Here is a 23,618-nt window from a genome sequence, read left to right as displayed (position 1 = left end):
GGACAATGCTATTTGAAAAAATTGATACAGTTTTTATTCCCGTTCGAAATCTTGATTCAGCGTTGCATTTTTATGTCGATGTGTTGGGCGGGACACCCGGTTGGAAGGACGATAACGGAGTCTATCAAGCAGTGACATTCGGAGACACATCTGTCACGCTATGCACTAATCAACACGAACATGAACAACAAACGAATCGCAGTCTATTCAGCTTGTATACGGCATCTATAGTTGAAGCGCAAGCCTATCTTACGTCTCACGGTACCGATGTGAGCAATATCATGGAAGACGGAGCAAAATACCTTATAGCTCAAGATCCAGATGGAAACCGTATAGAAGTCTGCTCCTACTAGTTTTAGAAAGAACAGGTGACAATATGAATACGTATGTGAAGGCAACGTTGAATCAAATCTCAATAGCAGTGCGCTCCATCACTGATATGGTGGACAAATTGGAACCAGGCGATTTAGATGTACAACCAATGGAAAACAAGTATTCCATCAGGCAGCTGCTAGCTCATATTTCCCTGATTTGCCAGGCGGATCTGCTCATTGCAGATGAAGCTTCCGAGGAACAGATGCGCAACTTTTATTCCTCAAACCGGCTTCAAAACACATCTGAGATGAAAGAAGCCCTGCTCGAAAACTTTGCTTTATTGGAAAACCGGTATCTTCATTACACCGAGGACGAATTAATGCAAACGACAACTTCCTACTGGGGCGTTTCCTATTCACGGTTCGAGTGGCTGCTAGAAATCTCTTCCCACCTCTATCATCACCGCGGACAGTTGCATGCCATGCTTCTACATTGTGTGGGGAAGGACCCTGAAGTTGCGTTGTTTGAATGACACATAAGTGCCTCCCAAGTCATAATTCACCGGGAGGCGTTTTTTTATAGCTGCTGTATAGCCGATTTCACTTCCGCATTCGCCTTCAACACACCTCTTACTTGCACCGAAGTCAATGTCTGGTGTACAAGTTCCGCATCAACATCCTCCGCAATCACTAGCAATCCAACAACCTTCACATCTACTTTCGTCCTTGAATCGCGAAGTTCTTCCAACTCTTTTCTTCCATATCGCACTACCCCGACGACATACGATTTCCTGATGACAATGTCCTTGACTTCATCAGCATGCGTTTCCAATTGACTGCGAATTGCAGTCCTTATGAAGTCTGTCCTGTTGGAATAAAACCCTTGTTCAACCAATAGATCGACTTTCCCCAAATCGACGACGTTCATATTGATTGTAATCTTTTCAGATTCCACCACTCTTACCATCCCCTTCCTTTGATATGTATATCATAACACTATTACCATCCGTGCGGAAGGTGCACGGATGACTATTTGAAGATTCATCTTAAAAACAGGAGATGAAGACTCAATTCGTCTTCATCCCCTGTCATAGCTCAACATCATCACTCATCTCAAACACATCAAACACATTTTCCTGAATGATGAGCGACATGATTTTACCCTTTTTCTCGAAGTAATGAACATGGCCAACCCGCTTGTCTTCAAGCTCGTTCCATCCCCATCTTTGGATTTCCTCCAAATAATCTGCGGGAGGGGTCCCCTCTTCATCCCCAATGCCCTTCAACTTATATTTCGCCGACTTCGCAATTTCCGATGTGCAGTCTGCCGGCTTCAGTTCATAGGCATTTTTCGGAACCGGAAACCCTTCATTGATGACCGCCATCCGATAGCCATCTTCCTCCGTATACTCATATACACAACCTGTCATCATTACAGCGGCAAAAAGCAACATCGGAATTAACATCCACCTCACCACAGTAACCTCCCCACGGAAACTTCACATCTGTTACCTTTAGCGTAATTGGAAAGCCGCTGTTTGTCTCCCGACAGATTTGTGACAAGAAAAGCGGAAGCGGCTCGCTCAGATGCGACAGGCATAAGGCGAAGATGCGAAGTGGCGCCTTTTGCCATGTAGCAACTTCGACTTATGACCCGCGCATCTAGCCGCTGGAGCTAGACATCAACCGAGCAAACCGCCAACAGTTATAATAAAACCAATTAACACCATCAGTAAGCCTGTTAGGATTAGGGACACCATACTTCTTGTCATTGATTTCCATTCACTAACGTCTTTCAAGCCGATCAGACTAAGGAAAAATACAATCACTGTCATACCAAAAACGATATTTAATGGATGCGTTCCAGTCATTTGAAACAGTTTAAAGATGGAAGGAGTGAATATTGTAAATAACAATAAAGGAAAGCAAAGTAATGCGGCTATAAATGACCATACATTTAAATTCATTAACACGAATACTCCTCCCTCACACCTTTAAAACTTCTCAAGTCTCAAGAAACCTTTTGAAGCATCCACTTGCCCCTCTCCCCCAATCGGGAATGTGAACATTGGCTGTGTGTGCCCGAAATCCACGTCATAAAGTACAGGAATTTCCTTCAACATTGGATGTTTGTCTAGAATGAACAGCAATTGCTCCTCAGAAATTTTTGATGCCCGTTGGAATCTGCCAATTACGAGAGCTTTTATGGACTGCGTATTTTGCAATAAAGACGTCAAATCCCTTGCGAACGTTTCAGGGATTGTCATCTCATCATCTTCAACAAAAAGAATCGCATTTTCGATTCTTGGCATATACTTTGTCCCTTGCAGCAAATTAAGCGTGCACAAATTGCCGCCCCATAGCTCGCCGCTTGTAGCCCCCGCATTATACGTCTTCCATGCCGTCTCCTCAAAGACCCGGTTTTCCTGATCCAAATACCAAGCATCATCGCTCCATTGTTCAGATGGCTTCAATTCAAACGGCGAATCCTGCATGAGACAATGTTTAAAGAAATGCGTTTGGTATTCCTGCGCTTTTTTCATTTGAAAGCTTGAGAAATGGGGACCTGAGTATGTGACCATTCCGGTTTGTGTTGATATCGCTGTTCCGATTGCCGTTATATCGCTATATCCGCAGAAAACTTTTGGATTCTCTTTTATCAATTCATAATTTATATATGGGAGAAGTTCATTTGAATTGAAACCGCCAATGACCGTTAAAATGCCTTTTACACTTTTATCAGCAAATGCCTCATGCAGATCCTCCACCCTTTGCTGAATGGAAGTGGAGTTTTGTAAGTCATTGTCAAAGACGTTTTTGCCAAATGAAACGACAAAACCTAAATTCTCTAATCGTTCCTTTGCAGCGTGAACGCCTTCCTCGGATAAAAGGCTCGCACTGCGACTCGGTGCGATGATCCGTATTTCGTCTCCTCGCTTTAACTTCTCTGGTATTCGCATCGTAATCCCCCTTTTCATTTAGTAAATTTCCAACCTAAGCCGAATCATATCCTTGCATTGAATGCCGTTCTCCATGATGACCGTGTCGTAATGCTGCACGAAGAAATCTTTGATCACTCCCGAAATACGGAATCCGCATTTTTGATAGAGGGCAAGCTGACCGATGCTTGAATTGCCCGTTCCGATTTCAAAAATATTATAGCCGTTGCTTTTTGCGACCTTGATTGCTTCTAACAACAGCTTCTTGCCAATCCCACGGCCTTGTTTGTCTTCACAGACTGCGATATTTTTTATCTCCACTGTTTCTTTAGTTAATGGTACGATAACAAATACCCCGATTATGCCGTCTTTTTCCTCCGCAATATAACATTCACCTTCCGCTATATACGCTTCTACGAGTTCCCGTGAAGGGTCGGCAAGTAGAAGCAGATCATAAGGCGGTACTTCATCATGCTGCAATTTTCGTATCTTCATTTGAGCCACCAGCCTTGTTATTCAATAGAGAATCCACGAACACGGGTTGCCTCTTCCATAATTTCATCAAAACCCTTCTGCCAGCCCTTATGATAGTGGGCTGCCTCTTCAGGCTGAATTAGCATCCGCTCCGATGATTCAAAACCTGCGTCAAATGGCAAAAACTCTGTAATATCCATTCGGTAAAACACTTGATAGCCTACTTTCGGATAGGGGCTGGATTCACTCTATAGCGGATTTTCTTCATGGTTCACTTCAATTGCACCCAAAAGCGTGCAATCGCCCGCCACGTAAGCCTCTTCCATCACTTCACGACTGACGCATGCTTCCACAGTTTCACCAGTCTCGATATGCCCTCCGGGAAAATCCCAACCGCGATCATTCAAATTAACGATGAGCAGCTTCCCCTCATGAAAACAAAAAGCATGGACGCTTGTGATCAATTCCCGGTCAGGCATTAGACCTTGCATCCACGTGAGCTTCAACTGATGTCCGCCCCAATCAACATACGTAACCGTCACTGCCGCCCCCTCATTTCCCTACAGAATACCCTTCGAATAATCTTCCGCCAAATGGTGCTAACACTTCATCTGTAATTTGAATGACGCCTTCCCGGTTGCCGGTCTTATAAAATAATTGAAATGCCGCCACAAATCTTTCAGCAAAGTCCTCGTCATATTGTTTCAGCGCCCGAACGATCCATTTGGAGGCACCTATCCATTGCCTATTCGTTCGAAGAACAAATTCATGGATTGCTTCGGCTAGTGTATTGGCGATGAAAAGCGCCTCCGTCTCATTTTGCGTTCCAAGAAAATCCCCAAGCACGTCTGTCAGCATATACCGCTTTGTCAACAAAATTACTTCCGACCAAGGGGCTGGCCCTTCGTTCAACAGTTCAGCAGCTTCGTTTTTGATGAGTGATAAAATACCGGAATCCTTTAAAACAATCCCCTCAGCGACCATTCGCGGCAATGAGGGGCGCGCCCTTTCGGCATCACTTCTAAAATAGGTTTTATAGGAGGTTAAAGAATGTACAAATATTTCTATCGGCCAGCCATATTCGATGCGGGATTCACGATAGGGTCCTTCGATTTGATTATCAAAAACAACGATATCCAGATCTGATGTAGGTGTCTCTTCTCCTCTGACGACGCTTCCCGCCAGGACCGCAGCCTGGCAATGGGGGAAGTATTCATCGACAAATCGTTTGGCTGCAAATGGCGCTTTCATTCTTTTCATCCTTTTCACTCTTGGTTCCTCCAACCACTTTTCAGATTTCTATTCTTTCATTTCTATATTCAATCAGCCAGCAATCCCGGTACTCCCCTTCATGCCACTCGTGCTTCGGCAAGAGCTTCACTTTCTTGAACCCGCACTTCTCATAGCAACGGATCGCCCGCTCATTCCATGTTTGCGGATCCATGACAATGCGGTCTGCACTTTTTTCATCCACCAAATACGCAACGATCATTTCGACAAGTTGCGTTCCAATTCCTTTATTCCAATACATGGGTTCTCCGATGAACTGGTCCATCCCGAAGAGAATTTCCGCCGGATCAGAATAGCCATAAATCCGCCTTTCCTCTTCCACGACCGGGTAAAACTGCATATACCCAATCGGCGCCTCGTCGTACAAAATGAGGCATCTTGTTTCACCGTCCGCTTCTCCGTAAAAATCCTCTTCGACTTGCGCTAGATCCAACGGACGGTCCCTTCCCTCGTAAAACTGGAGAACTTCAGGATCAGACAGCCATTTGGCCAATAAAAATTTATCATCTTCACTAAGTTCCCTGATTGCCAGCCGTTCACTTTTCACAATCATTTCTTATCCCCCAGTCAGCCATCAGCCAAATACACATAAATATACAAATTCCATTCTCTTCTGCTACTATTCAACAAAACAAAAAGCAAATCCTCCATCATTAGAAAAAGCAGCACCAAAAATGACTTTGGTACTGCCTTCTTCCATCACTTAACCAATAGACTTTGAATCCATTTGCTTAGTGTTGTTTTGTCGACAAAAGGGGCTAATCGCGCAATTGTCTCCGGATCCATATTGCTAATTTCCTTTTCATCCACAAGCTGTTTCAAAAATTCCCTTCCAAGAAAAGGAGCGAGTGAAACGAGACAACTTGAATCCAACTTACCATCCACAGTCCGATCCACTAAGCTCCATAATTTTTCTCTACTGCAGAAAGGTGCCAAGCGAACAATGTGCTTCCATTCAATCCCTCCCTCTACCGCTTGCTCAATGAGTTTATCGACGGTTTCCTTCCCGATAAACGGTGCAAGCCGAACAACGACATTCAAATCCATTCCATCTTTATTAGCTCTATCAACTAAACGGAGCAAAGCTTCTCTGCTAACGAACGGAGCCAGTTTTTGAACAAATTTCATATCTACATCCTCATCCATCGCCCCTGTCACCAATCCATCCAATAGTTCAGTTTCGACAAATGGAGCCAGTCGCACAACTAAATCCTGATTGAATAGCCGCTTGTCCACTCTATCCGTCACTTCCGCCAACTCACTGGCTTTTAATAAGGGTGCTACTTCAATCAGCCCCTCCATATCTGCTTCCCCCGCATTGATCATTTCGGCAACTTCATCTCGACGGTTTTCGGTAAACCCTGTCATGATCCGGCCAAGATTGTGGATATAAGTCGGGCTTTCCCTGTCTGCTCCCCCATTCATCAATTCATCGACTGTCACATTGAAGACTTGTCCAATCTGCATCAATGTTCCAATATCCGGCAACGAATCACCACGCTCCCATTTCGAAACAGCTTGATGGCTTACGTTCAAACGATCTGCCAATCCCATTTGCGTCCAGTCCTGTTCCTTTCGAAGCTTTGATATGAAGCTCCCAACCTTCATTGTATCCAACATCCCTACAACCTCCCCAATAAGTTTCAGCGCGCACTGTTAACTTCAGCGTAGCATATCGCCCTCTAGCCGCCTATCAACTATTGGTTGAATACTTGATTCTACTGCTGGTGGAATGAACTCAATCAATTACCGTTTCCTTTTTTGGGTCCTTCAAGAACTCAAACATTGTTTTAATTTGCGACTCGGTATTTCGATTGATGGAAAGCGAAGGTAAATTGTGTTCCGAAAAGAACTCAACTTGATTTGTTTCCGATCCTGCAGCAGGCTCTCCCCCGATAATTTCGCACAAAATAAAAATCTTATAGTAATGATATGGCTCTGGAGGATGAGGGTGCTTGTTTTTATCCAGTAAGGCGAGTAATTTCACTGGCATCACATCATAACCAGATTCCTCTTGAATCTCCTTCACTACATTTTCTGAAGGAGATAATCCAATATCGCAAAAGCCGCCTGGCAGAGCCCATTTATCATCGATACTTTCTTTCACCATTAATATTTGTCCATCTTTAAAAACAACGCCCCGTACGTCCACTTTTGGCGTTTGGTAGCCTGTTTCATTCGTGAATAAATCTTCAATTTTATGTATTTCAAGATCGGTATGCTCCGCCATAATTTCTACACTGATTTGACGCAACTCCTCATAACGCTCGATATCATATATATCCTTGGAAAACGCCAACCCAGATTGGGACAATGCCTGAATCCTTTTCGCCCAATCTAACCATTGCGTATTCATTTGACCCCTGCCTTCACGTAATTCGTAAATTCCTTCACACTATTCATCATCAGATTCGGTTGTTCGCTAAATGTTGCAGCTTGATATTCAGGCAGCCATTGAACTCCAATTGTAAAAACATCGGATTGCTTTCCGGCAATTACATCTGCATCACTATCTCCAACAAAAACCGCTTCGGAATTTTTCACATCTATTAAAGATAAAGCTTTCAATAGCCCTTCTGGATCAGGCTTTGGATTGCGTACATCATCACCGGTTATGATAACATCAAACAACCCTTCCATATGTAATTTTTCCAAGGAGATGTCTAAGCTTCTTTTTGCCTTGCCTGTGAAAATCCCCAACTTTATGTCCGTCCCTTTTAAAGACGTGACTAACTCATATATATCGTGATTAGCTTCAACTAAGTCTTTATGGAACTGTGAATATTGTTGATAGAAATGTTCAATTGCCTCTTCCTTATGAGGGCTTAAAAGATTTTTTCTAATAATGCCAACTTCTGAAGGACCAAACATCTCTATAATTTCGCTTGGCGTAATCTCTCTATTATCAAATTCTTTAAATACGCTTTGAAATGCGTAATAACAAATTGGCAATGTATTCGCCAATGTCCCATCAAAATCAAATATGATTGCTCTCATCATTAATTCCCCCTATGCCTCATTACTCAGATATTCTCAAAGTTTTTCCCTTTCACCTGTTTCAACGTCGCTACGATCAGAAAGCTGACGATAACTAATAAAAGCCACGAGCTTACTTTTCCAAGGTGAACAAGACTCCATGCATCGGATTGGTTCGGATATTGCCACGCGCCGAAGAACGTTGCGATATTTTCAGCTACCCATATGAAAAATCCGATGAGGACAAAGGAAAGGGCAATCGGCATCCGATACTGAGTTCCGTTCACTTCATAGATAACCCATGATTTCCAAAAGACGATGATGACAAGCGCGGATAGCCACCAACGAACGTCAATCCAAAAATGGTGGGTGAAAAAGTTCAAATAAATTGCAGCTGCAAGAGGTACGACGATCCAAAATGGCGGCCATTTAATGAGGTCGACGTCCAGCCTCCTCCACGCTTGGCATAGGTAACTCGCTACACTTGCATACATGAATCCGCTATATAAAGGCACACCGAAAATTTTGAAATACCCTTCCCCCGGATACGACCACGAACCCATATTCACCTTGAAAATTTCAAGGGTCAGTCCAATAAGGTGGAACAACGTAATTACTTTTAGTTCATCTTTTGTTTCCAATCCTGAACGTAACATCCACCACTGCATCAGAACGCAAATGATCAAAAGCCAGTCATATCGCGGCAGGATGGGAAGCGGAATGATTTTTGTCAACGCCAATGACGCAAAAATCACGACCGGGAACAAACAGGATAGAGCCTGCTGCCAGCCGAAGTGGACAAGTTGTTTAAAGGCTCTTAAGATGTTCAGCTTCGATTGCTTTTCCAAAGGTATGTCTTGATGGCTCATCTTTACCGCCTCCCGCTTCTGCCCGTAAGTATTTACGATGCTCTTTGTCCAATCTCCTTGCAAATGAATTCGGCAATCTCTTCGATTCCGACATCTTCCGTAGAAATGAATTGTTCAAAGCACGCATCTTCATAGCCTGCGAGACATTTATCCGTCTGCGCAAAGCACCAATTTCCTTCCTCTTCTCCGCGTTCTAGCAACCGCTCATGGATCGTTTCCTTATTTGCAGTCAAACAGAAGTGATACGTTTCGGGGTCAATTTCTAAAAACCCGTCATGAATTGCATTAAAGTAATCCTTATTGTAAATCGTCATTGGCACAATCAAATCCTTGCCGTAAGTGACACGTAACTGCCTTGCCACTTCGACCGTCAATGGCTTCCACATTTCCAAGTCTTGAAAATCCCCTGTTTTTTCGCCTTCCAATTTCATTTCATCCGGTATGAGATGCCTCAGCATGAACCCGACTACTTCCGGATCAAACAACATTGCCCCGTCCAATCTACGCAGCAGTTCATCAGCAACGGAAGTCTTTCCGACACCAAACGCCCCATTGATCATGACAATCATTCCCCATCTCCCTCATATGTAAGAAACGGCTCATACATTGTTATCGCATGATTCTCTGTGACGAATTCATCATCGATCTGGTTCCCTTCAACGTCGAAAACTTTCCGAAAAATCGAATTATGTCGGACGTATCCGCCCCATAATTCTCGTGTGAAATGATGCTCTTTCTCGTAAATCTCATACGTCCGGGTTGCCGGCGCAATCGAACGCCACTCCCCGTTGAGATGTGTATCTGTCAAATAGATCATCAGCTGATAAGGAGTTTGCGTTTCATTCTTGATTTGCAAATCCAAATAATTGTAAGCACAAGTCGCCCCGCTGCCGAACGGCTGACTCCGGTTCGAATCGGGGAAGACGTCGTAGCTATGGCGGTAGCGCTCCGTCACGGTCAGCGGTGTATGTAAGGTGATCCAATAAATCAAGTTCGACAGTTGGCAAAGCCCTCCCCCTGTCCCGACAGTCACTTTTCCATAATGGAGGATCATGCCGTCCACATACCCTTTCCGCTTCGTCGTATTGCCAATAAGGCGCCAGTATGAAAAGGTTTCGCCTGGCTCAATGACGATTTTATGCAATCGTTTTGCTGCAATCTGGAGATTCGTTATTTTATTTCTTTGCAGTTGCATGTCGACATCCTTCAATTGCCTCAGCAAAGGGGTCCGATGTTTCATAATTACATAGGGAAGTTTATCGTCAAGCCTTTTACTCGCATACTTTTTCCCGTCAAAGAGCCATTCACCATAACGTTTCAGTCTATATACTTTCTTTCCTGCGAAAATCCTCAGTTTGCTTCGTCTAATCGGTTTTAATGAAACCAATAGAGCCACCTCCAGCCTGATCTTAATTCAATGAATTTTCTCCATTATCCTTCATTACCATATGACTCGCGATGCATCAAAGGTCCCAAGATGAGCATAAGTACAGCAAAAACGCGCATAACTCATCCGAATTCGAGCATAAGCCTATCAAACTCGCGCATAACATACCCAAACTCGAGCAAAACTCCCCCAAATCCGCGCATAATCCCAACGACTTGTCCGTCCGATGCAACTCACACGTGCTTTTTTGCAACTGACCGGGGAAAAACGACCGGTCATCGAAAACCTGCATACGCATTCGTTGATTCTGTATATAGTAAGTGTACAAAGAACAGCGACGGAGGGATTGTGAATGGAGATCGTGCGCGTCAGCAATTTACAAAAGGCGTATGGGGACAACAAAGTGTTAAAGGGAATCGAGTTTACAGCGAATGCCGGGGAAGTCATTGGGGTCATCGGCAAAAATGGAGCAGGCAAATCGACGTTCCTTGAAATCTTGATGACATTGAAGCCCTATGATGAAGGGAATGTGCTTTTATTCGATAAAGAACTTCGGGTCTTATCCACGAGCCAGCTTGAACAAATACGAAAAGACATATCGGCCGTTCTGCAGCCGACACAGTTTTACAAAACATTGAAAGTCGTAGAGCTGCTGAAACTGTTCAAAGCGTATTACAACTCACCGGTCGATATCGAGCAGATCATCGCCGACTTCAAACTCCAGCCGCATCGAAGAAAATACTTCGATAAGTTATCGGGCGGGTGGAAACAAATCGTTAGCTTGGCAATCGCCTTTTTATCCGAACCGAAAATGCTCATTTTGGATGAACCGACGACAGGCCTCGACCCGCATATGCGAAATATGCTGTGGACGTATATTACCGACTACAATAAACGCACGGGCGGAACCGTCATTTTGACGACACATAATATGGATGAAGTCGAATTGTATTGCGATAAAGTGATGCTGTTGAATGAAGGCATTAACGAAGTGTTTGATACGACGGAAGGGATTTTATCCACGGGCTATAAATCAATCAATGACTTTTACTTATCAAAAGTGTCTATATAAGGAGGAATTTGCATGTTACTCACTCAATTGAAATATGACTTGCTCATGTTTTCGAGGGAGATTTTTTATATGGTGTTCACAATCATCATTCCGCCGGTTTCGTATTTATTCATGGGGCAGCTTTTCGGGGACTCTACGTATGCCGGCAATCTCAGTTATGCGGAAACGTATACGCCATCCTTCATCCTGCTCATCACATTCGGCGTCGTCTTTTTCGCATTCGGGTTCGACCAGGTGATGAACCGGACGACCGGAGTGGAAAAGCGGATCAATTTATCACCAGTTCCAAAAAGGACATTGCTGTTATCGAATATTTTAAGGTCGATCATCATAACGAGCTTTGGTTATTTTCTAGTTTTTTTCATCGGCTTAATCGCTTATGACCTTTCATTCCAGCCGCTCAACTTCGTCTTGGCATTTGGGACGTTCATGTTGTTGAATGCAGCATTGCTCGTCATTTCTTCGGCGATCTACTCGTTCTTCAAGAGCATGAATGGCGCGTTGGTCTTCTCCATTGTCATTTTCCAAATCGTTATGTTCACCGGTGGATTCACAATGCCGATTGCCATGATGCCGAAATTCGTTCAAGTCATTGCCGATTTCAATCCGATCTATCATATGAATCAAATCTTCATCGCCGTTTGGAACGGACAATTGGAATGGAACGGGGAGACGCTCAAATCAATCGGGTTTATCATTATCGTCACAGCCATCTCCTTATTGGTTCTTCGTTTTGGAAATAGTCTGCGAAAATCTTCCTTCAAATGGTATCCTACTAATAGGGACCGAGGAGGAGATGTGGGGGATGAAGGTTACACTGGACATTGATGAAATTTACGAAGAGACGAAAGTGACCATCCATTGCAATGAAGTGGATGATTCGATAAAGGAAGTCCTTGATTTTTTAAAGGGAAAGAAGACGGAGTTCCTCGTCGGAAGAGATGGCGAGATGCAGCATATTTTAAAGCCCGACGACATTCATTTTTTCCATACCGAAAAGGAAGGCGTCATGGCAGTCACAGCTGAGGGCTCCTTTTCATTGAAGGAGAAGCTTTATGAGCTTGAGGAAATGCTGCCTCCCGCGAAATTCATCAGGCTATCGAAATCGGTCATCGCCAACCTCCATGAGTTGAGCCGCTTCGAAGCTTCTTTTAACGGTACGTTGGTCGTCCATTTCAAATCGGGGGCGAAGGAGTATGTGTCGCGGACATACGTGAGTGGCATCAAAGAAGCGCTCAAAATGAACAGGAGGAAAAACGGATGAAAACGTTCTTGACGAGAAGCATTCTGGGCATCTTTTTCGGCTCATTCCTGGCAATCGTTACAATTCTAGCAGTTATTTATATTGGTAATAAAGAAATGCTAGATGCATCAATTCTCGGGAAAAATGTGCTCGGCACTGTCTTTTGCGGCTGGTTCTTCACAGTGACTCCTTTACTGTTCGAAAATGAAAAACTGACATTGCCCGTGCAAACGACATTGCATTTCACTTCTGTAACTGTGTTGTTTTTCATCGTCGCCTTTGTCATCGGATGGATTCCATTCACATTGAAAGGCTTCATCGGAATGCTTGGCATTTTCATCGTATTCTACACGATTATTTGGCTATCGTTCTACATGTATTTCAAGAAGCAGGCGGCGCAATTGAATGATGAGCTGAGGGGATTGTAACTTTTATTTAGGTGCCTGTGCAAGACACTATTCAGATTATGAACTACAATTGTATAAAGAGTAATGTTAAAGCCAACGAAATCAATCTTCGTCGGCTTTGATTCTGTATTAATATCCACGCTGTTGAATTGTCATAAATGTGTCATGCACAGGCACCGTCAAAAAAACTTGCCGAGTAGACGGATAGCCATGTATACGGCGACTGCCCAGACAACCACGGCGGAGATTTTATTCAACATGCCGATGAATTTTCCGTTTGTATCCAACTTGCCTAGTATTCTTCCTGCAAGTGCGAGTCCGAAAAACCAGCACCATGAAATGATGATTGTCGTCAACGTGAATGCGAAACGGGCCTCCCCCGAATAACTTAAGGCATTCGACCCGATGACGCCGATCGTATCGATGATGGCATGAGGATTCAGTAAAGAGACGGATGCTGCAAACAGAATTTGTTTTTTCGGAGAAAACCGTTCCGCTTCTGCCTCCATTGACGCGGGAGCGCTCCGCCAAAGGGAAATTCCGATATAGAGTAAAAACAAGATACCGACGGCAAACATGATTGTTTCCAACCAATGGAATGTCAGGATTAGCAGGGAAACGCCCGATACTGCCGCCACGATTAAAATCGTATCGCAAATCCCTGCGGTCACCACGACGGGAAGTGCTCTCACCAACTTCGGCTGCAATGCCCCCTGGTTGAACACAAACACATTTTGAGCGCCTAACGGCAATATCAAGCCCAGTGCCAAAATGGCGCCATGTAAAACCGCCTCAATCATTCCCTCTCCCCCTTCTCTCTTTCTATCTATTGAAAGGCTTTCTTCTGATAATTGCAACATCCACAGATTGATAACCAAAAAACCACCCCCTAAACGGAGATGGCTTCTCATTTATTATTTCAACTTCTGCAAAATGACGACCTTCAAGTAATTGAATTCCGGGAAGTCGCGGTTTGTGCGGAAATCCTTTGGCAATGAAGATTCCTCGAGGATCTTGTAGCGCGAACCCGCATCCGTGAATCCTTTTTCGATGAACGTTTTAAACTTCTTCATGCTGAAGCTAGCGTTATTTGTCGATGCAATGATGATGCCGTTCTTTTCTGTAATATCGATTGCATCCTTCAGCAATGCCGGGTAATCCTTCGCCGTGCTGAATGTATATTTCTTGGAGCGTGCAAAACTCGGTGGATCTAAAACAACAACATCGAATTTCAGCTCATGCCTTTTCGCATAACGGAAATAATCGAATACGTCCATCACTTTGATGTCCTGCGCTTCGTAGTCAATTCCATTTACGCTGAACTGCTCAATCGTCTTCGGCAAACTGCGTTTCGCCAAATCGACGCTCGTCGTTTCGCGTGCCCCGCCAAGTGCAGCAGCAACCGAAAACGCGCCCGTATACGAGAATGTATTCAGCACATGCTTGCCTTCTGAATACTTGTCGCGCAACGCCTTTCGCACGTCACGCTGATCGAGGAAAATTCCCGTCATCGCGCCATCATTCAAATCGACAGCAAAGTTCATGCCGTTTTCCTTCACGATGATTGGGAAGTCGCCAGGGGTCCCCTTCACGAAATCATCCTGTTCGATGTATTGACCTTTCGTATCGAATCGCTTTTTCTCATAGACTGCCTTGTAGTCCACAAGCTTGTCCAATACGCCATACACATGATGCTTAATGGAATAAATTCCTTCGCTATACCAGCTCACCATGTAGTAGCCATCGAAATAATCGATCGTCAATCCGCCGATTCCATCGCCTTCGCCGTTAAAGACGCGGAATGCGGTCGTCTCGCTATCCTCGAAGAAGGACTCGCGTCTTGATAACGCTGCAGAAATCTTTGATTCAAAAAACGCGAAATCGATTTCCTCGTTATCATCTCTTGTCAATACCCAGCCGATCCCTTTGTTTTGATTGCCATAATAGCCTTTTGCAACAAATTTGCGGTATTTATCAACCAAACGGATGATTGTTCCCTCTTCTTTTAACACTTCCGGATTCAATACTGCGTCTTTCAATATTAAGGGGTAACCCCTCTTAAAAGCCGCAATGCTTTGCGCGTTCACTTGTACATCAATTGTTTTTGTCATCGTGTCATCCTTTTTCCATCATTTTTTTTCATTATCGCATGAAGACAGTAGAAAAGCGAAGAGCGCCTGCTTAGAGACGACAGGCATAAGGCAAAGATGTGGCGTGGCGCTCTTTGCCACAGAACAGCTTTGCCTTATGACCCCGAGTCTCTGGCGCCAGTAGCTGGACATGAAAAAAGCTTCCCATAACGGAGAAGCTTCCATATCAAGCAAGCAGGCGGAACGCCAAACTTTTCAATAGTCCCATTCGAAGCGGACGTTCCAATTGCGGCCCTCTTACATGATTTAAATACGTTTTTAAATCGCCTTCATACATTAGTTCCATATGCGGCAAATACGTCAGATGATGCGGCATTGTCAGGCTAGGCCTCGTCAGCAGTCGGTGCATCTCACTCTCCTGCATGACGGTCGCGACGAATTGCGAACAGAAAAACGCCCTCTTCCGTCGAATCTCTTTATTCAACGCCACGCCGAACAAACCGATAAAATTATATTTATAGTCCCTTTGATTCAACTCGAATTGAACGATTTTCTGCTGGATCCGCATATACGCTTCTGTAGAAACTTCGCAACGGTACACAGCGCAATCGGCCTCCTGAAAAATGCCTTCCGCAACATTCTCACGTACAAACCCACCGATGAACGGATTGTATTGTTGCTTCCGGCCGAAACTATATATTTCGGTCAGCTGCTCGTCGAATGCAATGGATGCATGATTCAAATCTTTACGTGTATACATACCAATCGCCTTTGACAACAACGTTCCCGTGTCAGTAAGTACGATATAGATTGTTTTCCCCATCATCCCAACCCCTAACTCATCTCTCTCTACAAGTATGTACAATATTTTCGGGAACCTAAACCGTCTGCAGGCGGAAACCTTCTAAGTCCTAAGTTGTAGACAAGATGCGGGGCGCGGACAGGTCAAGGTTTTGTCTATATATGTATTATACGTATTACCTATATGTAGAGTTTCATTTTCCGTAAGTTTTTGAATCTCGGAATGGGTATTGGGGGTTATGAAAAGAATAATCGGTCTTCCAACGATGGTTTTCTTATTATACTACTAAACGGGACGATTGTACCTAAAAATTTTTAAGTACGCTCGATTCGTCCTATCATTTTTCCAAATTCGCCAATATATTTTCAACGGCGAGCTCGACAAAACGTGGCTCCGTCGCCATGTTCAATCGGATGAATCCTTTTCCTTCCGCACTGAACCATTCACCGAAGTCGACAGCAATCCGGCAACGGTCCTGAATGAATTCCTTCGTTTTCTCCCGGTCGATGACATTACGCAAATCAAGCCAGATCAAATACGTACCCTCCAAAGGTGAGATGATGATTCCTGGAGCCTTCTCATTCAGATGCTGCTTCACATGCTCATAATTATGGCGGATAACAGCATTTAGTCCGTCAAGCCATTCTTGCCCATGCCGATAAGCCGCTTCAGCAGCAGCAAGACCTAATATGTTCACTTCTGTCTGGTTTACCGTTTTCACATACGCATCAAATTCCGATCGCAATTGTTCATTCTCGATGATGATGAACGACGTCAATAGCCCTGCAAGATTGAACGTCTTGGAAGGAGCTGTGACGGTAATGAGCCGGTCCGCGAATTCCCCGTTATTGACGATTGCCGACGGAATATGGTTATGCCCTTCCATGACAAGATCCTGGTGAATTTCATCAGAAACGACGAGAACGTTATGTTTATTGCAGATCGACAGGATCTTTTTCAATTCCTCTTCCGTCCACACCCGACCGACCGGATTATGCGGCGAGCAGTGGATGAACAGTTTCACGTCATTGTCGACGATGCTTTTCTCGAATCCGTCGAAGTCGATTTGATAAGTCCCATTTTCATTCACAAGCTCGCATGTCACCAATTTCCTTCCGGTGTCTTTCACGGCGTTGTGGAACGGATAATAGACGGGTGTCAAAATCAAGACGGCGTCGTCCGGCTTTGTGAATGCATTGACGAACCAGTATAGTGCTGTGACGACGCCAGTTGAAAAACGCATCCATTCTTTTTTCACTTCGTAGCCATGCCGGCTTTTCTCCCAATCAATGAAGGCCCCATAGAAGGATTCAGGCACGAATGAGTAGCCGAACACGCCATGTGCAATCCGTTGATGCAGTGCGTCCAAGACTGCTTCCGGAGCTTTGAATTCCATATCAGCCACCCAGGCGGCGACGAGATCCGGGTCGCCGAACCGTACATCAAGCGCATCCCATTTTAATGAATTCGTCCCTTTCCGTTCCACTGCATATCGTTCGCAAAATTCCGCTACGTTCATCTGCAATCACTCCCGAAAATGTATTTCTTCAAATAATACGTCAACTTACTAGAGACGTCTATATCGATTTTCTTTATATTGAAAAGACACCCGGAAAATCCGGGTGCCCAATAGTAGTTATTTTCTTTCCGCATATACTTTCATCGCATCCTGCATGAATACAGCCAAGCCTTCGCCGAATTGGTCAATATTCTTCGTAAAGCGTTCGTCTGCGACATACATTTCACCTAAGCCAGCGAATGCTTCTAATGAATAATCGCCGATTTTATTCAAGAAAGTATACCACTCGCCAATTGCAGCTTGAGATTCCGCTGAAGCAGGATCGGTATTGCGGAGTTCCGCGAGTTTGAAATAAATGCGGTTCATGTCCTCTTGGGCTTCCTTGCCGAACTGCGCGACATTTTTATTCGCCTTGTCGACCGCTTCATCTCCCCACCGTTCTCTCGCTTCCCGCTCATATGGATTCGAACTGAAGTCGAACCCTTTAAATTTCTCTTCGTTCGTCATTGTCATTTCTCCTCTCTCCGATTGGAGTGTCTTGTCGATTGTCTCAATCATCGTCTCCAATTGCCGGCGCTTTGCCACTAACATATCTCGTTGCAGCTCGAACGCCTCCAACCGGTTGAAAGATGGACTCTCAAGCAGCTCCTTGATTTTCTTCAAAGGGAAGCCGACTTCACGGAAGAACAGGATTTGCTGGAGGGTCGTCAGGTTTTCATCGGAATAAACCCGATAGCCCGCCTCCGTCACGTTGTCCGGAACAAGCAAACCGATTTCATCATAATGATGGAGCGTGCGCACACTCACACCGGTCAAATCCGCAACTTCCTTCACTTTCATAGCTCCCGCCTCCCTTCACTATTGACTATAGAGTATGACGTAACGTGAGAGTCAATACAAACTAAAAAAGAATTTACAACAGATATCTAGTTTGTTAGATAAGTTGGGAATGAAAAAGTCGAACCAGGACGGCGATATGATTAAATGGGAAATGACTGGAGTAAACGGGGAACCAAACAAAAAGTAATACGTCCACTATTATACATGTCTATTAATAGAAAATTGTTTAAATGGTGGTGAGAATAATCTTGTACATATTGGCATTTTTAGTATCATTTCTATTCGTATATACTTTAATCCCCCCATTGCGAAAGCTTGCTTTCCAGCTCGATTTTGTGGACAAGCCCCAGGAAAACGTTGAACGTAAATTACACCGTAAACCGATTCCACTAACGGCGAGCTATGCACTTTTTATCGGCTTTTTTTCTGTCTATCTTCTTTTCACTAGAGAGTTTAATTGGGAAACCGGTGCGCTTTTTGGAGGCGGCGTATTGCTGTTAACCATTGGGACGATTGATGACTGGTTTAAAACGAAAGGAAAGGATTTCCCTGCCTTTCCGAAATTCATTGTGCAAATATCCGCAGCGATTCTAGTTTTTGCGTCGGGTATAACATTCAATGGTTTCGTCAACCCGCTGTCAGGTGAATATGTCACCCTCCCATTTATTCTACAGTTCATTCTAACGATCTTATGGATATTCGGAGTGACGACGGTAATTAATTTTTCGGATGGCATGGATGGGCTAGCGGGTGGGCTTGTTGCGATATCGGCTGTTACGCTTTTTATTGTTGCGATTGCCAAAGGCCAACCGAATTCCGCCATGATGGCCATTGTGCTGGTAGGAATTTCTGTTGCCTATTTACGTTTTAATAAGCCTCCCGCCAAGATTTTCATGGGGGATGCGGGTGCAAGCCTCCTAGGTTTCTTGCTTGCGGTCATCGCATTAGATGGAGCTTTCAAGCAAGCGACTGTTCTTTCATTGTTCATTCCCATCTTGGCATTGGGAGTGCCGATCTTTGACAATCTCTTCGTCGTCGTTAAACGATATATGCAAGGCAAATCTATCTTCCAAGCAGATGCTAGTCAAATCCACTATCGTTTACTGCGTGCTGGCTTGAAACCAAAGCAGGTTCTTGCCTTTTTGTTTTTAGCTAGTGCATGTCTATGTCTATCTTCGATTATTTTGTTACTCATACAAATTTAATTATGACTATTCCCACCATAACCTGGTGGGTTTTTTCCTTGTAATCCCTGTCGCATCCCACGCCTATTTCTCCTTAGATTCATCTTCCAATTCCTTTTCAATTTCTTCATCACTTATTACAACTTCTTCCTTTTCTTTCACATTGAAGTGTTCTGAAATCAATTTCAATTGATCAATAATTTTTGATAGACTGTAAGATATAGAAAACAACAGTGATATGATAAGAAGTAAAAATATGATTATCCACATTCGAATGCCCCTCCTTTGTCAATTTTTCTACTACTATCTACGGTATATAATCCATTTGGATTCACTATTAGTGGTATGAATAAAAAAAGACCCGGCTAAAAGCCAGATCTCCGCTACTCAATCGCTACCCAAACTTCCGTCTCAAACCCGGTAGAACCTGCAGGATGGATATATCGCTCAAACCCATAACTATGTCTAAGTTTCACATCTGGATTGCGCAGCAATGCATCAAAAGCAGCCGGGATCGCATCCACTCCGCCTTCGACCTTTGCGACAATAAATTTACCGCTTGGAATCAATAATTCCTTGGTATCCGTAAACTCTTCCGCCACCTCCGATTTAATCCCCGCCAAGTAGTGGAATGTACCATTGCCCATTCCTAACGTGATCCCGAAGGATTCTTCAGGCTTAGCACCCTTTTCTTCAATAATACGGTTCAACTCATCCCATAGCTTCGGTATATCCGTTACTGGCCCATTCATTTCATAGCCTTTAACCGTAAATTGCTCGACATGTTCAATACGTGTCTCCATTTCTCCCATCCCCTTCACTCAATCGGCATCCAAATCTCAATATCGTCTTCCGACACCCCAGCCGGATGGACGTAGCGCTCGAAATCGTAGCAATCCCTCAGTTTGATATCGTCCATTTGAATGATGTAGTCATACGCTGCCGGGATGCCTGGAATTCCTCCTTCGACTTTCGCAACGATAAACTTGCCTGCCGGAATGACAACCTCTTTTGTGTCCGGGAATCCTTCAGCCAACTCTGATTTTAGCCCTGCAATATAATGGATGATGTCATTCTCCATCTTCAAGCAGACCCCAAATGATTCTTCTGCCGCAACATCGTTCTCATTAATTTCCTTGATCAAGCGATCCCATTCCGCCGGGATTGCGGACACTGGCCCCATTACCTCATACCCTTTTACTGTAAACCCTTCGCTTACTTCAATGCGTGTTTCCATTTCCTTCTCCCCTTTGCTTAATAATTGATCGATTCCTTCCATCTTCCCCTGCAGCTCATTGATTTCATTCACGATTTCCCTTTTCCGGTTCATCAACAAACGTTCCATCTGTTCGTCCCCCTCGCGCAAAATGTCGGAAAGGGACACCCCGAACTTCCTCAATGTCCTGATCCGCACGAGCTGTTGCTGTTCTTTTTGGGAATAAAACCGGTATCCTGACTCCGGGCTCACATAAGCTGGCTCGATGAGTCCGATCTCTTCATAATGTTTGATGGCCTTCGCCGTCAGCCCGACAAGATGTGCTGTTTTCCCGATCGATAACATAGCCTCCCTCCCTCTACATTCACTTTAAACCTGCCTCCAAGGGACAGGTCAACACTTATCTATCAAGAATTTAAAAGCTGTTGTAAATCCTTATCCATCGTGATAGTGGAGCTTTGGCCGACTACTTCAGTAAATAGTTCCTTCAGCTTCTTTGATGAAGCCGTCAATTTATCTACAGTGATTTCATCCGGGTAAGTTGAAAGATATGCCTCAATAAACGAAGGGGCCAATGTGTCGTATGCTTTAAACTGGTGCAGTTTCTTGTTTTCATTCATCGCTTGTGCCAGCAGTAAATAGTCTCTCATTTTCTCAAGCATCTTCATTGAATAGATGAAGTTATGCCGTTTCAACTCTTTGTCCATACTTAACGCACAATAGACGAATTCAAAAGCGATATCGATGTTCACATCGTATTTGACTGGCTTATTTTGAAAAACTTCATTTTCAGCATTCATCTTTTCGGACACGAATCCGGTCTTATCAACGATCACTTTCCATAAAGGCGACTTCACATTCAATAAATCACTTGGAAGAATAGACACATTGAACTCCAATGAATTTTCCATGAATGCGATAAGCAAATAGATATCCCTGCTAAACTGCTTCTCTTTTATATAGATGGGATTGAACTCACTAAGAATCTCATGAACAGTACTTTTTGTACTTGCAACATCTTCAGCTTTAGAAGTCGAAACCATTAAATCAATATCGGAGTATTCATCCCTATATCCGATCGTCCCGGAACCTAACTGAACGATTCCTTCAATTAAATCGGAGGACTCTAATCTCTTAACCGTTTTTGCAAAAAAATCGTTTCTTTCGTCAGCACTATACATACACCCACCCCTTCATCGTTTTATTCCAACCTTGCAGGATGACTCCCTTTCACCAAGAAGCTCAACTTCGTTTCCGATAATATAATCGCAGCAAGTATTAAAACAGCCCCGATTCCCATCTTAAGCGTAAGGATTTCGCTCAAAAGAATGACGGAAAAGACCATTCCCCATAATGATTCCGTCGACAGGATGATTGCTGCCTTTGTTTCTGAAATGAATTTCTGTGAGACGGTTTGCAATAAAAATGCAATCGTCGTCGAGAATACGCCTAAATAGAGCAACGACCACAAACCTTCCGGCTGCGTACTAAATACCATTTCGCCTTTCATCAGCACAACGATTAAGCCGATGAACGTCGCTGTCGCCATTTGGACAATCGTCAAAGCGATCGGATCTTCCGTCTTCACGAATTGGGATGTGTAAAAAATATGGAACGCGAAACCGATTGCACAGCAGAATGAAAGGAAATCGCCAATATTGAGTCCCGCCGACCATTGAAGCGACAAGACCGCCACGCCGAACATTGCGAGAAAGGCTCCAATGACTTCGAATAAATCCAATTTCCTTCTATAAATCGCAAGCCCTATAAACGGAACAACAACGACATTCACGGCAGTTAAAAATGCATTTTTGGAAGGTGTCGTAAATTGAAGTCCGACCGTTTGCAGCGCAAATGCTATGTACAGGAAGACTCCCAATATCGCACCTTTTACCAATGTGCTTTTTGAAATGAATTTCATTTTTTTATAAAATACCGCGCATAATAAAACAGCGCCAATTAGAAACCTGCCTGCCAATATCTGATAGGGCGTGTATGTATCCAAAGCAACTGCACTGCCGACAAACCCGCTTCCCCAAATAATTGCTGTTAGCAGCAATCCAATTTCACCAATATACTTCTTCATACAATCCCCCGGTTTCAAAGTAGTTAATTTATTTCATTATAGCGTAACTGTAATCATTCAAAGGCATGTTTTGAAAATTTCATTCATGTATCGTTTCATCGACACAGGAAAACCTAAGGATAAAACACGGTTAGGAGGTTTCCCGATTGAAACTTTTACATTTCCTAGTTCCATTCATTTTGATTTCAATGCTTATCCAACCTCTTACACCCCATGCTGAACGGATCAATAAGGACCAACACTCCATTCAGGATGCATTGCTGATAACCCTTTCGCCATACATTTCGGATGGAATCATCGACTACTACGGCTATGACAAATCATACGGATTGCACGATGCGAAAATCATGGGTATCCATCGAGAGGGGAAAGGCGGATTTTCATTCACTGTCGACGTTCAGGTGAATACATTCGAAACAGCGGAAAATCCGCCATACGGAAAAGAGACATTACAATTCAGGATCAGTCCGAAAGGCATCAAGTTGCTCGATTTTACACATATCGGAGATGAAGAGGAAAAGAAATTGTCCCGATTTTATAAGGATGCAATCATTGACATTAAAAAGTCGTTCCGCTTAAATTTGCTTCCTTATGAACGATACGAATATAACCAGTTGCGGTACAAGGCGGAAAAGCAAAATGAGTTCAATTCATTGGCACATATCGCAGAAGAAATTGTCATCAATATCCTTAGCACGGAAATCCAACCGCCCTATAAAAATGTGATCAGCCCTGTGACGTTCATTAGAGGGAATGAAGGCTTCATCCTGTTCAAAAAAGCCGACGGGACCAATTATTATTACAAAGTCCTGAATGAGAACGGCATTTGGAAAGTCATTGACCAAGATAGCGAGAAAGGGAAGAAGATGAAGTATGATTTGCTGTGGTATATGTAAAAAGAGGCGGCCTT

Annotated in this window: 31 protein-coding genes and 1 pseudogene; 8 read left to right on the top strand and 24 right to left on the bottom strand. The window is 43.8% G+C overall.

What is annotated here, in order from left to right:
• The first annotated feature begins 5 nt into the window (after positions 1-5).
• Positions 6-353, top strand: coding sequence for a VOC family protein (locus ACFPTP_RS02085; protein WP_381441748.1), 348 nt, complete (start codon positions 6-8; stop codon positions 351-353).
• Positions 354-376: 23 nt separating this feature from the next.
• Complete coding sequence (locus ACFPTP_RS02080) at positions 377-847, top strand: DinB family protein (protein WP_381441747.1); 471 nt, start codon at positions 377-379, stop codon at positions 845-847.
• A gap of 44 nt (positions 848-891) precedes the next feature.
• On the opposite strand, the gene ACFPTP_RS02075 is transcribed toward ACFPTP_RS02080, so the two are convergent.
• The 14 genes and pseudogenes from ACFPTP_RS02075 to ACFPTP_RS02010 all read right to left on the bottom strand — a co-directional run bounded on the left by ACFPTP_RS02075 (position 892) and on the right by ACFPTP_RS02010 (position 10,249).
• Entirely contained in the window at positions 892-1,272 is a 381-nt protein-coding gene (locus ACFPTP_RS02075) for a CopG family transcriptional regulator (RefSeq protein WP_381441745.1), read from the bottom strand.
• Positions 1,273-1,402: 130 nt separating this feature from the next.
• The gene (locus ACFPTP_RS02070; RefSeq protein ID WP_381441744.1) at positions 1,403-1,789 is read right to left on the bottom strand and encodes a hypothetical protein; all 387 of its coding nucleotides are present in this window, start codon (positions 1,787-1,789) and stop codon (positions 1,403-1,405) included.
• Between the two features lie 207 nt (positions 1,790-1,996).
• Entirely contained in the window at positions 1,997-2,287 is a 291-nt protein-coding gene (locus ACFPTP_RS02065; RefSeq protein WP_381441742.1) for a hypothetical protein, read from the bottom strand.
• Positions 2,288-2,308: 21 nt separating this feature from the next.
• On the bottom strand, positions 2,309-3,274 hold the full coding sequence (locus ACFPTP_RS02060) for a S66 family peptidase (protein WP_381441741.1): 966 nt from the start codon (positions 3,272-3,274) through the stop codon (positions 2,309-2,311).
• Between the two features lie 18 nt (positions 3,275-3,292).
• Complete coding sequence (locus ACFPTP_RS02055) at positions 3,293-3,748, bottom strand: GNAT family N-acetyltransferase (protein ID WP_381441739.1); 456 nt, start codon at positions 3,746-3,748, stop codon at positions 3,293-3,295.
• A 17-nt stretch (positions 3,749-3,765) separates the two neighbouring features.
• A pseudogene (locus ACFPTP_RS02050) lies at positions 3,766-4,269 on the bottom strand (NUDIX hydrolase).
• 10 nt (positions 4,270-4,279) lie between these two features.
• Entirely contained in the window at positions 4,280-4,987 is a 708-nt protein-coding gene (locus ACFPTP_RS02045; protein WP_381441924.1) for a nucleotidyltransferase domain-containing protein, read from the bottom strand.
• A gap of 31 nt (positions 4,988-5,018) precedes the next feature.
• Positions 5,019-5,570, bottom strand: coding sequence for a GNAT family N-acetyltransferase (locus ACFPTP_RS02040; protein WP_381441737.1), 552 nt, complete (start codon positions 5,568-5,570; stop codon positions 5,019-5,021).
• Between the two features lie 146 nt (positions 5,571-5,716).
• Entirely contained in the window at positions 5,717-6,637 is a 921-nt protein-coding gene (locus tag ACFPTP_RS02035; RefSeq protein ID WP_381441736.1) for a helix-turn-helix domain-containing protein, read from the bottom strand.
• A gap of 118 nt (positions 6,638-6,755) precedes the next feature.
• On the bottom strand, positions 6,756-7,373 hold the full coding sequence (locus ACFPTP_RS02030) for an NUDIX hydrolase (RefSeq protein WP_381441734.1): 618 nt from the start codon (positions 7,371-7,373) through the stop codon (positions 6,756-6,758).
• Complete coding sequence (locus ACFPTP_RS02025) at positions 7,370-8,017, bottom strand: HAD family hydrolase (RefSeq protein ID WP_381441733.1); 648 nt, start codon at positions 8,015-8,017, stop codon at positions 7,370-7,372. Before ACFPTP_RS02025 ends, ACFPTP_RS02030 begins: the two co-directional genes overlap by 4 nt.
• A gap of 23 nt (positions 8,018-8,040) precedes the next feature.
• A complete protein-coding gene (locus tag ACFPTP_RS02020; RefSeq protein ID WP_381441731.1) occupies positions 8,041-8,862 on the bottom strand; it encodes a DUF817 domain-containing protein in 822 nt (273 codons plus the stop codon).
• A gap of 32 nt (positions 8,863-8,894) precedes the next feature.
• The gene (locus ACFPTP_RS02015; protein ID WP_381441730.1) at positions 8,895-9,431 is read right to left on the bottom strand and encodes an AAA family ATPase; all 537 of its coding nucleotides are present in this window, start codon (positions 9,429-9,431) and stop codon (positions 8,895-8,897) included.
• Positions 9,428-10,249, bottom strand: coding sequence for a VanW family protein (locus ACFPTP_RS02010; protein ID WP_381441728.1), 822 nt, complete (start codon positions 10,247-10,249; stop codon positions 9,428-9,430). The genes ACFPTP_RS02015 and ACFPTP_RS02010 overlap by 4 nt, the downstream gene beginning before the upstream one ends.
• Before the next feature lie 352 nt (positions 10,250-10,601).
• On the opposite strand from ACFPTP_RS02010, the gene ACFPTP_RS02005 reads away from it, so the two are divergent.
• The 4 genes from ACFPTP_RS02005 to ACFPTP_RS01990 are packed head-to-tail and all read left to right on the top strand — an operon-like array spanning position 10,602 to position 12,992.
• Positions 10,602-11,321 (top strand): ABC transporter ATP-binding protein, encoded by a 720-nt coding sequence (locus tag ACFPTP_RS02005; RefSeq protein WP_381441726.1) that lies wholly within the window; start codon positions 10,602-10,604, stop codon positions 11,319-11,321.
• 12 nt (positions 11,322-11,333) lie between these two features.
• A complete protein-coding gene (locus ACFPTP_RS02000; RefSeq protein WP_381441725.1) occupies positions 11,334-12,149 on the top strand; it encodes an ABC transporter permease in 816 nt (271 codons plus the stop codon).
• Positions 12,127-12,585 (top strand): LytTR family DNA-binding domain-containing protein, encoded by a 459-nt coding sequence (locus ACFPTP_RS01995; RefSeq protein WP_381441723.1) that lies wholly within the window; start codon positions 12,127-12,129, stop codon positions 12,583-12,585. The genes ACFPTP_RS02000 and ACFPTP_RS01995 overlap by 23 nt, the downstream gene beginning before the upstream one ends.
• Positions 12,582-12,992 carry a DUF3021 domain-containing protein gene (locus ACFPTP_RS01990; RefSeq protein WP_381441721.1) on the top strand — a complete coding sequence of 137 codons (411 nt, stop codon included), beginning with the start codon at positions 12,582-12,584 and terminating at the stop codon, positions 12,990-12,992. Before ACFPTP_RS01995 ends, ACFPTP_RS01990 begins: the two co-directional genes overlap by 4 nt.
• A 158-nt stretch (positions 12,993-13,150) precedes the next feature.
• Here ACFPTP_RS01990 and ACFPTP_RS01985 read toward each other — a convergent pair whose 3' ends face one another.
• From ACFPTP_RS01985 to ACFPTP_RS01965, 5 genes are all read right to left on the bottom strand, one after another.
• Positions 13,151-13,771 carry a LysE/ArgO family amino acid transporter gene (locus ACFPTP_RS01985; protein WP_381441720.1) on the bottom strand — a complete coding sequence of 207 codons (621 nt, stop codon included), beginning with the start codon at positions 13,769-13,771 and terminating at the stop codon, positions 13,151-13,153.
• A gap of 114 nt (positions 13,772-13,885) precedes the next feature.
• Entirely contained in the window at positions 13,886-15,082 is a 1,197-nt protein-coding gene (locus ACFPTP_RS01980; RefSeq protein ID WP_381441719.1) for a class I SAM-dependent rRNA methyltransferase, read from the bottom strand.
• A 205-nt stretch (positions 15,083-15,287) separates the two neighbouring features.
• A complete protein-coding gene (locus ACFPTP_RS01975) occupies positions 15,288-15,884 on the bottom strand; it encodes a hypothetical protein (protein ID WP_381441718.1) in 597 nt (198 codons plus the stop codon).
• A 316-nt stretch (positions 15,885-16,200) separates the two neighbouring features.
• A complete protein-coding gene (locus tag ACFPTP_RS01970; protein ID WP_381441717.1) occupies positions 16,201-17,382 on the bottom strand; it encodes a MalY/PatB family protein in 1,182 nt (393 codons plus the stop codon).
• A 117-nt stretch (positions 17,383-17,499) separates the two neighbouring features.
• On the bottom strand, positions 17,500-18,222 hold the full coding sequence (locus ACFPTP_RS01965) for a MerR family transcriptional regulator (protein WP_381441716.1): 723 nt from the start codon (positions 18,220-18,222) through the stop codon (positions 17,500-17,502).
• Between the two features lie 230 nt (positions 18,223-18,452).
• Here ACFPTP_RS01965 and ACFPTP_RS01960 point away from each other — a divergent pair, with 230 nt between their 5' ends.
• Positions 18,453-19,427, top strand: coding sequence for an MraY family glycosyltransferase (locus ACFPTP_RS01960; RefSeq protein ID WP_381441714.1), 975 nt, complete (start codon positions 18,453-18,455; stop codon positions 19,425-19,427).
• Between the two features lie 63 nt (positions 19,428-19,490).
• Here ACFPTP_RS01960 and ACFPTP_RS01955 read toward each other — a convergent pair whose 3' ends face one another.
• The 5 genes from ACFPTP_RS01955 to ACFPTP_RS01935 form a co-directional block, all read right to left on the bottom strand.
• Positions 19,491-19,676, bottom strand: coding sequence for a hypothetical protein (locus ACFPTP_RS01955; RefSeq protein WP_381441713.1), 186 nt, complete (start codon positions 19,674-19,676; stop codon positions 19,491-19,493).
• Between the two features lie 113 nt (positions 19,677-19,789).
• On the bottom strand, positions 19,790-20,209 hold the full coding sequence (locus tag ACFPTP_RS01950) for a GyrI-like domain-containing protein (RefSeq protein ID WP_381441711.1): 420 nt from the start codon (positions 20,207-20,209) through the stop codon (positions 19,790-19,792).
• A 14-nt stretch (positions 20,210-20,223) separates the two neighbouring features.
• Positions 20,224-20,967: a GyrI-like domain-containing protein gene (locus ACFPTP_RS01945; protein ID WP_381441710.1), complete on the bottom strand. Its 744-nt coding sequence runs from the start codon at positions 20,965-20,967 to the stop codon at positions 20,224-20,226.
• A 62-nt stretch (positions 20,968-21,029) separates the two neighbouring features.
• On the bottom strand, positions 21,030-21,803 hold the full coding sequence (locus tag ACFPTP_RS01940) for an aminoglycoside 6-adenylyltransferase (RefSeq protein WP_381441708.1): 774 nt from the start codon (positions 21,801-21,803) through the stop codon (positions 21,030-21,032).
• 20 nt (positions 21,804-21,823) lie between these two features.
• Entirely contained in the window at positions 21,824-22,708 is an 885-nt protein-coding gene (locus tag ACFPTP_RS01935) for a DMT family transporter (RefSeq protein ID WP_381441707.1), read from the bottom strand.
• Positions 22,709-22,854: 146 nt separating this feature from the next.
• Here ACFPTP_RS01935 and ACFPTP_RS01930 point away from each other — a divergent pair, with 146 nt between their 5' ends.
• Positions 22,855-23,604 (top strand): DUF3888 domain-containing protein, encoded by a 750-nt coding sequence (locus ACFPTP_RS01930; protein WP_381441706.1) that lies wholly within the window; start codon positions 22,855-22,857, stop codon positions 23,602-23,604.
• Positions 23,605-23,618: the final 14 nt, after the last annotated feature.

Origin of the sequence: Sporosarcina koreensis, from assembly GCF_042655825.1 — a bacterium.
In the GTDB taxonomy this organism is placed as follows: Bacteria; Bacillota; Bacilli; order Bacillales_A; family Planococcaceae; genus Sporosarcina; species Sporosarcina koreensis.
The sequence above is the reverse complement of the archived record's forward strand: the minus strand, read 5'-3'. Positions and strand labels throughout refer to the sequence as shown.

Coding starts and splice junctions, on each gene's coding strand:
- ACFPTP_RS02085 (WP_381441748.1), top strand. CDS start 6: ATGCTATTTGAAAAAATTGATACAGTTTTTATTCCCGTTCGAAATCTT.
- ACFPTP_RS02080 (WP_381441747.1), top strand. CDS start 377: ATGAATACGTATGTGAAGGCAACGTTGAATCAAATCTCAATAGCAGTG.
- ACFPTP_RS02060 (WP_381441741.1), bottom strand. CDS start 3,274: ATGCGAATACCAGAGAAGTTAAAGCGAGGAGACGAAATACGGATCATC.
- ACFPTP_RS02055 (WP_381441739.1), bottom strand. CDS start 3,748: ATGAAGATACGAAAATTGCAGCATGATGAAGTACCGCCTTATGATCTG.
- ACFPTP_RS02045 (WP_381441924.1), bottom strand. CDS start 4,987: ATGAAAAGAATGAAAGCGCCATTTGCAGCCAAACGATTTGTCGATGAA.
- ACFPTP_RS02040 (WP_381441737.1), bottom strand. CDS start 5,570: ATGATTGTGAAAAGTGAACGGCTGGCAATCAGGGAACTTAGTGAAGAT.
- ACFPTP_RS02035 (WP_381441736.1), bottom strand. CDS start 6,637: ATGTTGGATACAATGAAGGTTGGGAGCTTCATATCAAAGCTTCGAAAG.
- ACFPTP_RS02030 (WP_381441734.1), bottom strand. CDS start 7,373: ATGAATACGCAATGGTTAGATTGGGCGAAAAGGATTCAGGCATTGTCC.
- ACFPTP_RS02025 (WP_381441733.1), bottom strand. CDS start 8,017: ATGATGAGAGCAATCATATTTGATTTTGATGGGACATTGGCGAATACA.
- ACFPTP_RS02020 (WP_381441731.1), bottom strand. CDS start 8,862: ATGAGCCATCAAGACATACCTTTGGAAAAGCAATCGAAGCTGAACATC.
- ACFPTP_RS02015 (WP_381441730.1), bottom strand. CDS start 9,431: ATGATTGTCATGATCAATGGGGCGTTTGGTGTCGGAAAGACTTCCGTT.
- ACFPTP_RS02005 (WP_381441726.1), top strand. CDS start 10,602: ATGGAGATCGTGCGCGTCAGCAATTTACAAAAGGCGTATGGGGACAAC.
- ACFPTP_RS02000 (WP_381441725.1), top strand. CDS start 11,334: ATGTTACTCACTCAATTGAAATATGACTTGCTCATGTTTTCGAGGGAG.
- ACFPTP_RS01995 (WP_381441723.1), top strand. CDS start 12,127: ATGAAGGTTACACTGGACATTGATGAAATTTACGAAGAGACGAAAGTG.
- ACFPTP_RS01990 (WP_381441721.1), top strand. CDS start 12,582: ATGAAAACGTTCTTGACGAGAAGCATTCTGGGCATCTTTTTCGGCTCA.
- ACFPTP_RS01985 (WP_381441720.1), bottom strand. CDS start 13,771: ATGATTGAGGCGGTTTTACATGGCGCCATTTTGGCACTGGGCTTGATA.
- ACFPTP_RS01980 (WP_381441719.1), bottom strand. CDS start 15,082: ATGACAAAAACAATTGATGTACAAGTGAACGCGCAAAGCATTGCGGCT.
- ACFPTP_RS01975 (WP_381441718.1), bottom strand. CDS start 15,884: ATGGGGAAAACAATCTATATCGTACTTACTGACACGGGAACGTTGTTG.
- ACFPTP_RS01970 (WP_381441717.1), bottom strand. CDS start 17,382: ATGAACGTAGCGGAATTTTGCGAACGATATGCAGTGGAACGGAAAGGG.
- ACFPTP_RS01965 (WP_381441716.1), bottom strand. CDS start 18,222: ATGAAAGTGAAGGAAGTTGCGGATTTGACCGGTGTGAGTGTGCGCACG.
- ACFPTP_RS01960 (WP_381441714.1), top strand. CDS start 18,453: ATGGTGGTGAGAATAATCTTGTACATATTGGCATTTTTAGTATCATTT.
- ACFPTP_RS01955 (WP_381441713.1), bottom strand. CDS start 19,676: ATGTGGATAATCATATTTTTACTTCTTATCATATCACTGTTGTTTTCT.
- ACFPTP_RS01950 (WP_381441711.1), bottom strand. CDS start 20,209: ATGGAGACACGTATTGAACATGTCGAGCAATTTACGGTTAAAGGCTAT.
- ACFPTP_RS01945 (WP_381441710.1), bottom strand. CDS start 20,967: ATGTTATCGATCGGGAAAACAGCACATCTTGTCGGGCTGACGGCGAAG.
- ACFPTP_RS01940 (WP_381441708.1), bottom strand. CDS start 21,803: ATGTATAGTGCTGACGAAAGAAACGATTTTTTTGCAAAAACGGTTAAG.
- ACFPTP_RS01935 (WP_381441707.1), bottom strand. CDS start 22,708: ATGAAGAAGTATATTGGTGAAATTGGATTGCTGCTAACAGCAATTATT.